Here is a 12,283-nt window from a genome sequence, read left to right on the forward strand (position 1 = left end):
GCCGCGCCCTCGGGGGGGCCGGGGCCCTCTTGTGACGCAATGGCGGTGGCAGCCTTCCATCCCCGCCCAAACGGCCTAGCCCTCAGTACGTCGCTACGACCAGTTCTCTCCCCACTGGTGCGTCTGGGCGGCCTCGTAGGCGGCCTCGTACTTCTCGCCAGCCTCGGCGCAGACGTTGTGCAGCTCTCTGAGCTCGTCCTCGGCGGCCTTCCTCTGAGACGTGAGCGACGCAAGGTCGCCCTCCGCGCGCTCGATGCTGGCAAGAAGGTCAGCAGAGACGTTCTCCGAGACAAACTTGTCGAGAAGAGCCCGATACTCGGCCGTGGTGTAGGACTTGGCGTCACCCGCGATCTCGACGCCATCCCCGTAGGCGCCGTCGGGGGCGACAATGTTTCTGAGGCCAAAGTCCTGCACCATGATGCGGCCGTCGCTTGCATACGCGCCGCCCGTCACCACGTAGCCGTCGATGATGTTCTCGTAGTGACCGGTCTCGCCACCCGGGCTCGGCTCATGGCGCCCGCCGTTAAAGTCAACCTGAGCCCCTCCTGTTGCGTTGGCCTTCTCGGACCAGTACCAGCCCACGAAGGAATCCTCGACCGAGGCGTAGTTCCAGCTGAGGTTCTCTCCCCAGCGCAGGGAGGCACCGTTGTTAGCCGCGTGCTGAAGCCCGTCACCACCCGACATGGTGTCCGCCGACCAGTTGGCATTGAGCATCGCGATAGCGGTGCCCAGGCTCGTCACCTTGAGCTCGGGAAGGCCCTCGTGCCGGCGGATCCGGTTGCACTCGTCAACGATGTCGAGGCGATGCATGTCGCGCCCCTCGACCGTCTCGGCCCGTGCGGGGACCACCGCAACGGCGAGAAGTGCGGCGGCGAGGCACAGCGCCGCGCTTGTCGTGCTTCTTCTCATGGGGTCTCCTTCAGCAAGGTAAACGATACCTGAGAAGAGGATAGCGCACGGAGGAGTACGCATGCCCACCTCACGCGGGGACCGGCGGCGTCACTTTTGCGCGGCAAAGCGTCGGGAACGGTCCACAGATTCTTAGGAGGGGACCCTTTCCGACATTTTTGGCGAGAAGAACCGTCGGCTGCGGTCCCCAAATGATCGGGGACCGCGGCCGACACGATCAACCTCCGGCAAAGCTGCGGCCAGAGGCTCACTTAAGCGTGATGACGGCGTAATCGGGATCCGTTGCACCGTCGGGATAGTAGTAATAGAAGCCGCCCTCAAAGTAGCCGTCTCTCCAGAAGAAGCCTGAGCTCACCTCGTTGAGCCAAACCTCGTGGCCATCTGAGGTGGTGCCTACATACGTGGTGCCCCGAAAGCCGTCGATAAGCACGTCGGCGCCTCCTGCCAGGACGTAATCGCCTGCGTAGTTGTACCCACCGTCATAAGAGAAGTGGTAGCCCATGACGCCAGAGCCAAAGCCCAAGGGTCCCTCGACGGTCCAGGACGGCGCCTCCTCGGTTGGGTTTGTACCATCCCTGACCCAGTTGTCAGGCACGTCAACGTAGAAGTACTCGCACTCGAAGTCATGTGCGGGCGCGGCGGGGGCCTCGGGCTCTGTCTCCTCAGTCGCGGGCTCCTCGGTGGCAGGCACCTCCGGCTCTGCCTCTCCCTCCGGCTCGGGCTCCGTCTCCTCGCGAGATGCCTCCTCAGACTTCGGCTCCCCCTCGGCGACATCCTCTGTCACGGGCTCCTGCACCGCCCCGCCCTCTGGCGCCCCAACGGGCGCGGGCGCAGCCGCACGCAGGGCAAAGCCAACGCCAACAGCCGCAATGACGAGCGCGGAAACAATAATCACCGGCAATGCCCAGCGCGGCACCCTCTCGGGAGCGGGGCCCTTCTCCCCTGCCAGCTCCTCATCCATGGGCGCCCCGCACGCCGAGCAGAACCTCGCGCCGTCTCGATTTTCCGAACCGCACCGCTTGCAGAACACACAGACCTCCCACCACGACGTCACATGACACTGTGACACTGGGCTCTGACGCTCCTGTCACATGACACTATCATGTCACCTTGCTGCGTACAAAAGGAACGGGGTGGCCCCATCGAGGAGCCACCCCGCAACGGGTCGTCGACAGGGGCTACAGCCCGTACCAGGCGATGCCCTCGGCGCGCCAACCCGCCTTCACCAGGGCGTCGCGCTCGCCCGCATCGGTGGTGTAGTGGTGGGTGCAGCTCTGGGCGTAGGGGTTGAAGAGGCGATAGAGCGGGGTCCCCGTCTTGGGTGCGGAGTACCAGGCAACGCCCTCTCCCTTCCAGCCGGCCCTGACGAGCGTGTCGTACTCGGTCTTGCTCATGGTGTAGTGGTGGTCGCCCTGCGGGGCGTAGGGGTTGTAGAGGCGGTAGACCGGGTCACCCGAGGCAGGCGCCGTCCAGCCCTCGCCCTCGGAGGTCCAGCCCAGCTTGACGAGCTTGTCGCGCTCGGAGGCGTCCGCCGTGTAGAGGTGCTCGCCGCTCCACTTGTTGTAGAGACGGTACATCGTGCGGGCCGAAGCAGCGGCGTCCTTCACCGTGAGGGAGTACTCGCAGTTCTGCGACCCGCTCACGGTCATGACGTATGTCCCGGCGTCGAGCGCGATGGGATCGCTCTCGTTGCGCTTGCCAAACCGGTACGTCTCGATCTCCTTGCCGCCGAGCGTCTCGACTCGCAGCGACATGCTGCCCCCGGGAGTCGTCAGATTGGAGAGGGCAAACGTAACGTCAGTGCCCTTGGAGAGGGTGAAGGAATACTTGTCCAGATCGGTGCCCTGACCCCGAACAATCGAACCCTTAACGGTCTTTCCGAGAGACGCTGGGGTGGCCGTCTTCCAGTTGTCGTTGAGCTCGACCTCCCAGTCTCCTGTTTGGGTGTAGTCAACGCGAACCGAGTAACCGGCGGGAGCGCCCATGGGATAGCTCCCCCTCTCTATGCGAATGGCATAGGTGCCGGCGTCCAGGCCAATGCGCGGCGTCTTGATCGTGCCAGTAAACGATCCAATGTTCATCATACGGATGATACCGTCGTTGCCGCTTCCGTCAGTCAGATACAGGTAGCCTCCGAACCTCCCCTCGGTCGGCGTGACGGTGAGTGCAACCGTGCCGCGCTGAGGGAGCGTGAACGTAAACCAGTCACTCAGAGTGGCCGCGTCGCACTCCCCCTGAATCGTCGTGTTGAGCGGGATGGCATCCGCCTTGGCGAGCGTGTTGTTGTTCTCGGTCTCCCAGTTGGTGGTCGGGGTGAAGTCGGCGCGCAGGTTGAGGTTCAGCGTGCCCGTAAACCCGGTGCAGCTCACGAGGAAGTAATAGTCCCCCGGGGCGAGCGGAACTCGGGTGGACTGCTCAGACGTCACGGTCTCGCCGACCATGTACGTGAGGCCCTCCCATAGCTTCTCGCCCGAGGAGTCGTACAGATCCCCGCTTCCCCAAACTTGGAAGTCCAGGGACTTGGGGAGCGACACGGTAAACTGCAGGACGCCGCTCTGAGTGAGCCTTATGTGGAGCCACTCGTTCCTGGCAAAGCTAAACGTCACGGACTCGGTCTTGTTCAGCGACAGGTCGGTCGCTGAGGCCTTGTTCTCCTCAAAGCTCGCGGCAAACGCCGGTGCCGCAACAGACGCGCACACAACCAGCGCAATGACGCACGCCGAGAAGAACGTGCGCAGCGCCTCTTTCATCCTAGGCATTCTCATCAAGAGCTCCTTTCCGTCGGAAAAGATTTACATTGCGACCTTGTCAAAGGGCGCCGCATCGGTATTGGAGAAGTCGATCTGAGGGGGCTCCGTCGGCTCGGCCTGAGGACACGCCATATACCTATAGGTCTCACCTTGGTAGACGCACTCGACAAACGCATGGTTCATCTGCCACTCAGTGGAACCGGGATAATAGTCGCCATAGCAGTTGTGCACGCTCTCAAACCCACCGATGCGATTTGCCAAATACTCGAGCGCCATAGGCGAAATGTATGAGTTCCAGCGATGCGTCACATAGAACGGGGTGTTGGGTGTGGTGGCAAAGAACGCGTACGAGCCGGAGAACTCAGACTGATTGGTCATCGTCCAGTACTGATAGTTATCCAACAGATAGCCATTGATCGCAGCCATCTTCTGAGGGGGCGTCATACCAGACTTTGTGCATGTGACAACGAGGTCATCCGCCCAACGCACCTCGGCGGCGGCCCCGTCGGCAACCGTGATGGAGCCCACGCGCGTGGCGTTGAGGGCCACGGGGTGCGAAGAGTTCTCGTAAACGTAGAGGTCATGCTTTCCGAGAGGCAGCTCGTCCTCGATGCCCACCTGCATGACGTAGCCGTCCGGCACCTTGAGCATGGGAACGTCCCCGTCCGCCACGCCCTGGTCGGCAACGTCGCTGAAGTACCCGCTCCAGACGTGGGTCAGGCCCATGACCGTGGTGCTGTTGTAGTAGGCGGGCCTGATTCCGGACGTCGTAATGCCGGTATAGACCAGGTCGTTGTCGCACTCGGTTCCCAGGGTGAAGTTGGCCGTGGGGTTGTCCGTCTTGATGTAGACCGTACGCTGGGACCCGCCCGCAAAGCCGCCCTGATACCAGGTGTCATCCAGGCCGTCGAGGTAATAGACCTCGTAGTCATAGGTGGTCTCGGCGTAATAGGGCTCCCAGAAGGCGTACAGCGTGGTGCCAACCTCAACGGGCTTCGAGAAGTCGAAGGGCTCGCTCGTGTCGGGGTACCCCCAGTACTTGAACGTAAACCCCTTGCGAACGGGGTCGGCGGGCTCCTCCATGATCTCGCCCTGGCGTACGCTCACCGTGAAGTTGCCTTGGTCAATGCTCTGCGTGAGAAACGTCATGGTGAGCATTCTGCCGTCGGAGTCCTGGTCGTCGTCGCTCGGACCCTGAGGGGTGTCCGAGCCGGCGGTGACCCCGTACCAGGCGATGCCCTCGGAGCGCCATCCGAGCTTCACGAGCTGGTCGTGCTCCTCGGTGCTCGTGGTGTAGTGGTGGGTGCAGCTCAGCGCGTAGGGGTTGAAGAGGCGGTAGAGCGGCGTCCCCGTCCTGGGGGCGGAGTACCAGGCCACGCCCTCGCCCTTCCAGCCGGCCCTGACGAGGGCGTCGTACTCGGTCCTGTCCATGGTGTAGTGGTGGTCGCCCTGCGGGGCGTAGGGGTTGTAGAGGCGGTAGACTACTTCGCCCGAGGCGGGGGCAGTCCAGCCCAGGCCCTCGTAGGTCCATCCGATGGACTTTAGACCATCGCGCTCGCCCGGGCTTGCCGTGTAGAGGTGCTCGCCGCTCCACTGGTTGTACATGCGGTACATGTCCACGCCACCCGCCGCCAGCGCCGTCTCGGGCACGCACAACACGCCGAGAAGCACGGCGAAGAGGGCGGCCGCCACCCGTTTGCGCATCCTCATCAAGGAACTCTCCTTCCCAAGAGGACCGTGCCGCCGGCGTGACGTCCCGACGGCACGGTCAGCGACAGAATCCTACAGCCCGTACCAGGCGATGCCCTCGTCGGTCCAGCCAATCTTGACGAGGCTGTCGCGCTCCTCGGCGCTTGCCGTGTAGTGGTGGGTCGCCGTGGTTGCGAAGGGGTTGTAGAGACGGTAGAGCGGCTTGCCGTCCTTGTCGGCAGAATACCAGCCCTCGCCCTCTCCCGACCAGCCGACGGAGACGAGCTGGTCATACTCAGCCTTGCTCGTGGTGTAGTGGTGATCGTCAGAGTAGGGGTTGAAGAGACGCCAGACCGTGGCGTCAGACTTGGCCGGCGCCTGCCAGGCCTCGCCCTCGTAGCTCCAACCAATAGAGGTGAGAAGGTCGCGCTCTGCCGTGGAGGGCGTGTAGAGGTGCTCGCCGGTGTAAGGGTTGTACAGGCGCTCCATTGCGTAGGAGGAGCCGTCAGCCTGCGCGGAGAGAACGATCTGAGAGAGGCGGTGCACCGGCACCGTAACCTTGCCGCCCGAGACGGGGTACGTGCCAACGAGAACGGGCTCGCCCTCGGTGAGGTCCTGCTGGACCGAAGAGGTCGGCTGCCAGTCCCACACATCGACATAGTTGCCGTTGTACTTCTCGTCCACGGCAAAACTCACCCACATGGTGCCAAAGTTCCTGCTATACGCGCGCTCGTTGCCGTCAATCGTAGGCGTGAAGCTCAGGCTGTACACGCCCACGATCTGACCGTCCTCCACGGAGCCCACGAGCTCCTTGCACGCGGCGTCATCTGCGCTGAGGCTCGATGCGGTCGCCTTGGGGGTGATCCTGCCCTCGGAGATGTAGCTGGCAACCCACGAGTTGGGCATCATCTGCATGGCAACCCCCGCGTCACCGGAGACGGGAACGTTGGTGCCTGCGGGGCCGGTGGAGTACACCAGGCTAATCGAGAAATCGGTGACCTGCCCTGCGGAGTTGGTCTCGTTGACCGTGATGACGGCCTTCTCCACGGGCTGCTGAGAGATGGGCACCACACCTACGAGCACGCCGGCATAGCTCTCCCCCGTGGATGTTGCGCCAATGAAGTCGCTGCTGGCAAGGTAGACGCCATCTTTTCCCGAGACATCAGAAGAGTGCCACCTACACTCATCCGCAAGGCCCTTGGGGAAAGCCTCGTCACCGCCGGCAATCTCAAGCGGCACGGAGTACTCGTCCTTGAGGAAGCGCTGACGACCTCCCTCCGGGTTGGTGAGCTCTCCGTTTCCCGGCGTCTGGGTAAACCAGTAGTCATTGTAGGCCGTGGCCTCCTCGGGCGTGAGATAACTGCAAATGTGGACGCCCTCAGATGCAAAGACCGTAGCGCCCGATGCCGTGACGGAAATGGCACCGTCGGCCCGTGCGACAACCGGTAGGCAAAAAGCCGCAGCAAAGAGCGCGGCAAGGACGCCCAGGAATGTCTTTCTCGTCATGCGTTTCTCCCTTCTCTGCCATGCCCCCCCGGAAGACCCGCTCCCCTCTGGGCACCTGTCAAAGCCACGATGAGGTTTGGCTGAAACCCCAAAGCCACCTGAATACTAGTCCTATAAGAGGGAGGGGGGCAACGTCACTTTTGGTGGGAGGGATATCCAAGCCTTGCGTGGACCAAAACCGTCATTCTCGCCCCATAAGGCGTCGGAAGGCGTCCACATATGTTGATGCGGGGACCGGTGGCGACACTTCCCCATTGAAAACCGTCGGCACACGTCCACGCAAGATGTGGGGACGCCTGCCGACACTACAGCAGAGAAAACCGTCGGCACACGTCCACGTTACGAAAAACGGGGACCGCCCCCGACACAATCCCGAAAGAAAGTGTCGGCGACGGCCCCCGCAAGTAGAACGGAAACGCGCCAGCGAGAAGAACCCGCGACCCTACTTCCCCATGATGGGCCTGGGGCCGGCGGCGCGGACCTCGGGCTCCATCGTGGTGAGGCGCTTCTCGGCGTTGTCGACGAACATCTGGGCGAGCTTCTCGGCCATCTCGTCGTAGGCGGCGCGGTCCTCCCAGGTGTTGCGGGCATTGAGCAGCTCGCTCGGAACGCCCGGGCAGGTCGTGGGCACGTCGAGGTTGAAGCGCGGGTCATGGACGAACTCCGAGTCGTCGATGATGCCCGACTGCGCGGCCTCGACCATCTTGCGGGTGTAGGCGAGCTTCATGCGCTTGCCGGTGCCGTAGGGGCCGCCGGTCCAGCCGGTGTTGATGAGGTAGACGCGCACGCCGCCCTGATCGATCTTCTCGCCGAGCATCTGCGCGTAGATGTTGGGGTCAAGCGGCATGAACGGCTCGCCAAAGAGCGAGGAGAACGTGGGCTGGGGCTCCTTGATGCCACGCTCGGTGCCCGCGACCTTGGAGGTGAAGCCGGTCATGAAGTGGTACATGGCGGCGTTGCGGTCGAGCTTTGAGATCGGGGGCAGCACGCCAAAGGCGTCGGCCGTGAGGAAGATCACGACGTCGGGCGTACGCTTGGCGCGGCCCTTCTTGACGGCGCCGGGGACAAACTCAACCGGGTAGGCAACGCGGCCATTCTCGGTGAGCGAGGTGTCAAAGTAGTCCGCCTCGCGCGTCTCTTCGTCAATGACCACGTTCTCGCACATGGAGCCAAAGCGGATGGCGTTCCAGATCTGCGGCTCGGTCTCGGGCGTGATGTCGATGGTCTTGGCGTAGCAGCCGCCCTCGATGTTGAAGACCTTGTCGTCGGCCCAGCCGTGCTCGTCGTCGCCGATGAGCAGGCGGCCCTCCGCGGCGGAGAGGGTGGTCTTGCCGGTGCCGGAGAGGCCAAAGAAGACCGTGGTGCCGTGAGAGGTGGGGTTCATGTTGCAGGAGCAGTGCATGGTGAGCACGTGATCCTCAACGGGGAGCAGGTAGTTCATCACCGAGAAGATCGACTTCTTGATCTCACCGGAGTACTGGGTGCCCACCACGAGGATAATGCGCTCCTGGAAGTTGATGAGGACGGCGGCCTCGGAGTGCGTACCGTAGGTCTCGGGATCGAGCTTGAGCGTGGGGGCGGCCATCACGACGAAGTCCACATCGCCAAAGTCACGAAGCTCCTTCTCGTCGGGGCGCACGAGCATCTGGTGGACGAAGAGCGCCTGGCTGGCAAGCTCGCAGATGGCGCAGATCTTGCGGGAGTAGCGGCGGTCGGCGCCGGCGAGGCCGTGCACCACAAAGAGACGGCGCTCGGAGAGGTGGCCGATGACCTCGGCCTTGACCTTGTTGTAGTTCTCAACGGAGAAGGGCACGTTGACGTTGCCCCAGGCAATCTTGTCGTGCACGTCGGGCGTGTCGACGATAAAGCGGTCCTTGGGCGAGCGGCCGGTGTACTGGCCGGTGATGACGGAGAGCGAGCCGGTGCTCGTGAGCTCGCCCTCACCGCGCTCGACGGCGGTCTCGATGAGCACCGCGGGGGAGGCGTCGATGACGGTCTTCTCCTCGGTGTGAGCGATGCCGTAGCGCAGAAGTTCCTCGATGATCATGCGTACCTCCTTGAAAAAGACGGCGCGTGCCGCTTCATAGACGCATATGAGAGGCCCCGCGCCTCAAGCGGAGGGGCGCGCAGACCTTGCCCATTATGACACATCTCCCCACTTGCCGTGCCTAAGCCCCCTTTCGGCAAGCTCTCCGTAACAATCACATGACAAACCGGTAAAGTTTTGAGAAATAGGGTGAGAAGGGAGAATAACCATGGGAACGCTCACGAACATCTCCGCAGGCCGCCTCAGCGCGCAGATCGATGCCACCGGCGCCCAGCTCATGAGCCTCAAGCTTGGCGAGGGCGAGTACCTCTGGCAGGGCGACGAGCGCTTCTGGCCGCGGCGCGCCCCCGTGCTCTTCCCCATCGTAGGCTGCCTTCGCAACGACTTTGCCACGAGCTCCCAGGGCGAGGTCCACCTCAAGCGCCACGGCGTCGCGCGCCTCTACGACCACGCCGTCGTGGAGCAGGCGCCCTCGAGCGTGACCTACGAGCTCGTCTCGTCCGACGAGACCCGCGCGGCCTATCCCTTCGACTTCAAGCTCAACATGAGCTACTCCGTTGACGGCGAGCGGCTCACGCAGACCTTCTCGGTGACCAACACGGGCGAGGTTGACCTCCCTTTCACGCTGGGCGGCCACCCCGCCTTCAACGTGCCCGTCCCCGGCGAGGAGGGCGCGTCCTTCTCGGACTATGCGCTCGTATTCCCCGAGCGCTGGACGGCATCGGTCCCCACGATCGACGAGAGGGGCCTGCATGACTTCTCCACCATGCACGAGCTCTTCCGCGACTCCGACCGCCTGCGGCTCTCCCACGAGCTCATCGACCGCCTGCTCACGGTGGTCTTTGTTGACGTGCCCGGCCGAGGCGTGAGGCTTGAGGGGCCCTCCGGGCACGGCGTTGAACTCTCCTTCGACGGCTTTGACTACCTCGGCGTCTGGACCGCCTCGAGCGAGGCGCCGTTTGTGGCCATCGAGCCGTGGGTGGGCTGCGCCACGGCCTATGACGAGTCCGACGTCTTTGAGGAGAAGCGTGGCACCATCGTGCTCGCGCCGGGAGAGACCTGCGAGAGGTCCTTCTCAATGAGGCCCTTCTAGTGACGGGCCTCATAAGGCCGGCATGCGAGAAGGACCTCGATGCCGTCATGGACATCTACAACGCTGCGCGGGCCTTTATGCGCTCGACCGGCAATCTCACGCAGTGGGTGGGCGGCTACCCCAGCCGCGCGCACGCGGAGCGCGACCTTGCCGCGGGCTGGCTCTGGGTCTATGACGAGGGCGCGGGACCCGTTGCGTGCATGAGCGTGATGCCCGGGCCTAACCGTACCTACGCCGCCATTGAGGGTGGGCCCTGGCTGAACGACGAGCCCTACTGGGTGATGCACCGCCTCGCCTGTGCGCGTCCGGGGCACGGAATCGGTGCCGCCCTGCTCGCGTTTCTCTGCGAGGAGCACGACAACGTGCGCGCGGACACCCACGAGGACAACGTTCCCATGCAGCGTGCCCTCGAGCGAGCGGGCTTTGTGCGACGCGGCACCATCATCTGCGACGACGGCACACCGAGAATCGCGTACCACTACGTGCGGTAAGACAGACAAAAGGGGACGGGCTTTTGATGACAAAGGTGACAGGGTAAGTTGTCACCATGAAACCCATGGTGACAACTTACCCTGTCACCTTTGTCATCACCCCTGTCAGGTCGCCCCTGCCATCGCCGCCCCGGGCCCGTCCCAGAAAACCCCGAGCGAGAAAGCCCGTCCCCTTTTGCCGTACGTGATGGCGGCTGAGCCGCCCCTCGCGACCCAGCCGCCTCATGAACCAGTATCAGAGCGCTGTCTTAACGCGTCTCGGCAATCTGCACGCCGTACCACGCGGTACCCTCAGCCACCCAACCAAGCTCGACGAGTGCGTCGTTCTCGTCCTTGCTGGCCGTGTAGTTGTGAGTGCAGCTCTGCACGTAGGGGTTGAACTGACGGTAGAGCGGAACACCGCCGTCGGAGGGAGCGGTGTGCCAGGCCACGCCCTCGCCCTTCCAGCCAAGACCCTTGAGCTTCTCGTACTCGTCGGAACTCATGGTGTAGTGGTGGTCACCACCGGGCGCGTAGGGGTTGTAGAGGCGATAGACAGGATCGCCATAAGTCGGGGCGGTCCAGCCAATGCCCTCGTCGGTCCAGCCAAGCGCAACGAGACTCTTGAGCTCAGTGGTGCTGGCAGTGTAGAGATGCTCGCCCGTGTACTTGTTATAGAGGCGATACATCGTCTGCGTCTTGCTCACGGTGAGCTTGTAGTCAACGCCCACAGCAGCCTGGTTCCCCTTAATGCGGACAAAGTACGTGCCACCGTCGAGACGGACCGCATCGGTTGTGTGGGCGGTCGCCTTCCCATCGAAGTCGTAGCGCTGTCCAAAGATGTCACCCTGTTTGACCACGTCGCCGTTCTCGTCAAGCAACTCAAGATCCCACGACGCCTTGGCGGAACGGGAGCTCTCAAAGGTCACCTGATAGGTGCCGCCCTGGGGGTCAACCTCAAAGGTAAAGTAGTCATATTCGCTCCAAGTGGAAGGGAAGCTCTGAGTGCAGGCGTTAATGGTCTCCCCCACCTTAATGGGATCGGCCACGTCAAGCTCGCCGTTAATCTCAGTCTCCCAGTTGGGGGCCGGAGTGAAGTTGACCTTCACGCTATAGGTGTTGTAGTCATATTTATCCAGATCGCAGACGTTCTCCACGTGGAGGTAATACGTACCGGCGGGCAAACCGACCTTGCAGCTGGTGTTGGTCTTCTCGAGGGCGTTGAACTGCTCATGATAGAGATAATCGTGCTCGTCAGCCCCGCGAACCGAGTCAAAGAGCTCCACGAAGAGCGAGTAATGGTCGTCAACCTTGCTGCCAAACTGGAGCGTCACATAGCCAGGCTCGTCAAGATCGAAGGAGTACCAGTCGTGGTCCCACCAACCGACTCCGGTATGTCCCGTATCCTCGACGCCCACCTTGAGTTCCTGGGCATCTCCAATGTCATCGTTTGCGCTGCCCGGTACCGCCTGCGCCGGCGCAGCGATGCCGAGTGACAGAGCTACGGCAAAGGCCAGGGCGAGAAGACCGCCCGACTGTGTCCTGTAGTTGCGCATGAGAGCACTCCCTTCTCCCTGAGGCACATCAGCAATGCACTTCATCCCTTGGCGCTGGACAGCCGCGCCCCGACTTGGCGCCATTATAGTTTCGAAACTGTGGGGGTCCCGCACAAATACTCATACGGTAAAAGTGAATCGGCGAAGGGGGCAAGGGACCTTCTCTCTCGGGCCGGCAAAAGGGGACGTTTCTTTCCCTCAGGGTTTTCGGGACGGGCCCGGGGCGGCGATGGCGGGGGGCGACCTGACAGGGGTGATGACAA

The 12,283-nt window shown here is 62.9% G+C and carries 9 protein-coding genes and 1 pseudogene; 2 read left to right on the forward strand and 8 right to left on the reverse strand.

Features of this window, described 5'->3' with window-relative positions; genetic code table 11:
• Positions 1 to 93: 93 nt before the first annotated feature.
• From QUW25_RS09685 to pckA, 7 genes and pseudogenes are all read right to left on the reverse strand, one after another.
• On the reverse strand, positions 94 to 909 hold the full coding sequence (locus QUW25_RS09685) for a CAP domain-containing protein (protein ID WP_289512010.1): 816 nt from the start codon (positions 907 to 909) through the stop codon (positions 94 to 96).
• 247 nt (positions 910 to 1,156) lie between these two features.
• Positions 1,157 to 1,870 (reverse strand): hypothetical protein, encoded by a 714-nt coding sequence (locus QUW25_RS09690; protein ID WP_289512011.1) that lies wholly within the window; start codon positions 1,868 to 1,870, stop codon positions 1,157 to 1,159.
• 6 nt (positions 1,871 to 1,876) lie between these two features.
• Positions 1,877 to 1,978: pseudogene (locus QUW25_RS10010) on the reverse strand (zinc-ribbon domain-containing protein); the annotation flags it as partial.
• Positions 1,979 to 2,087: 109 nt separating this feature from the next.
• A complete protein-coding gene (locus QUW25_RS09695) occupies positions 2,088 to 3,674 on the reverse strand; it encodes a hypothetical protein (protein WP_289512012.1) in 1,587 nt (528 codons plus the stop codon).
• A gap of 27 nt (positions 3,675 to 3,701) precedes the next feature.
• Positions 3,702 to 5,369 carry an InlB B-repeat-containing protein gene (locus QUW25_RS09700; RefSeq protein ID WP_289512013.1) on the reverse strand — a complete coding sequence of 556 codons (1,668 nt, stop codon included), beginning with the start codon at positions 5,367 to 5,369 and terminating at the stop codon, positions 3,702 to 3,704.
• Between the two features lie 72 nt (positions 5,370 to 5,441).
• Positions 5,442 to 6,854 carry a hypothetical protein gene (locus tag QUW25_RS09705; RefSeq protein ID WP_289512014.1) on the reverse strand — a complete coding sequence of 471 codons (1,413 nt, stop codon included), beginning with the start codon at positions 6,852 to 6,854 and terminating at the stop codon, positions 5,442 to 5,444.
• 442 nt (positions 6,855 to 7,296) lie between these two features.
• Positions 7,297 to 8,901 (reverse strand): phosphoenolpyruvate carboxykinase (ATP), encoded by a 1,605-nt coding sequence (gene pckA, locus QUW25_RS09710; RefSeq protein ID WP_289512015.1) that lies wholly within the window; start codon positions 8,899 to 8,901, stop codon positions 7,297 to 7,299.
• 208 nt (positions 8,902 to 9,109) lie between these two features.
• On the opposite strand from pckA, the gene QUW25_RS09715 reads away from it, so the two are divergent.
• A complete protein-coding gene (locus QUW25_RS09715; RefSeq protein ID WP_289512016.1) occupies positions 9,110 to 9,994 on the forward strand; it encodes an aldose 1-epimerase family protein in 885 nt (294 codons plus the stop codon).
• A complete protein-coding gene (locus tag QUW25_RS09720) occupies positions 9,994 to 10,485 on the forward strand; it encodes a GNAT family N-acetyltransferase (RefSeq protein ID WP_289512017.1) in 492 nt (163 codons plus the stop codon). The genes QUW25_RS09715 and QUW25_RS09720 overlap by 1 nt, the downstream gene beginning before the upstream one ends.
• Before the next feature lie 248 nt (positions 10,486 to 10,733).
• Here the strand turns inward: QUW25_RS09720 and QUW25_RS09725 are convergent, their stop codons facing one another.
• The gene (locus QUW25_RS09725; RefSeq protein ID WP_289512018.1) at positions 10,734 to 12,020 is read right to left on the reverse strand and encodes a hypothetical protein; all 1,287 of its coding nucleotides are present in this window, start codon (positions 12,018 to 12,020) and stop codon (positions 10,734 to 10,736) included.
• Between the last annotated feature and the right edge of the window lie 263 nt (positions 12,021 to 12,283).

The organism is Thermophilibacter provencensis, assembly GCF_030372065.1.
Lineage (GTDB): Bacteria > Actinomycetota > Coriobacteriia > Coriobacteriales > Atopobiaceae > Thermophilibacter > Thermophilibacter provencensis_A.

Excerpts from the sequence above, each read along its gene's own strand:
- QUW25_RS09690 (WP_289512011.1), bottom strand. The coding sequence starts at position 1,870 with ATGGATGAGGAGCTGGCAGGGGAGAAGGGCCCCGCTCCCGAGAGGGTG.
- QUW25_RS09705 (WP_289512014.1), bottom strand. The coding sequence starts at position 6,854 with ATGACGAGAAAGACATTCCTGGGCGTCCTTGCCGCGCTCTTTGCTGCG.
- QUW25_RS09715 (WP_289512016.1), top strand. The coding sequence starts at position 9,110 with ATGGGAACGCTCACGAACATCTCCGCAGGCCGCCTCAGCGCGCAGATC.
- pckA (WP_289512015.1), bottom strand. The coding sequence starts at position 8,901 with ATGATCATCGAGGAACTTCTGCGCTACGGCATCGCTCACACCGAGGAG.
- QUW25_RS09725 (WP_289512018.1), bottom strand. The coding sequence starts at position 12,020 with ATGCGCAACTACAGGACACAGTCGGGCGGTCTTCTCGCCCTGGCCTTT.
- QUW25_RS09685 (WP_289512010.1), bottom strand. The coding sequence starts at position 909 with ATGAGAAGAAGCACGACAAGCGCGGCGCTGTGCCTCGCCGCCGCACTT.
- QUW25_RS09700 (WP_289512013.1), bottom strand. The coding sequence starts at position 5,369 with ATGAGGATGCGCAAACGGGTGGCGGCCGCCCTCTTCGCCGTGCTTCTC.
- QUW25_RS09695 (WP_289512012.1), bottom strand. The coding sequence starts at position 3,674 with ATGAGAATGCCTAGGATGAAAGAGGCGCTGCGCACGTTCTTCTCGGCG.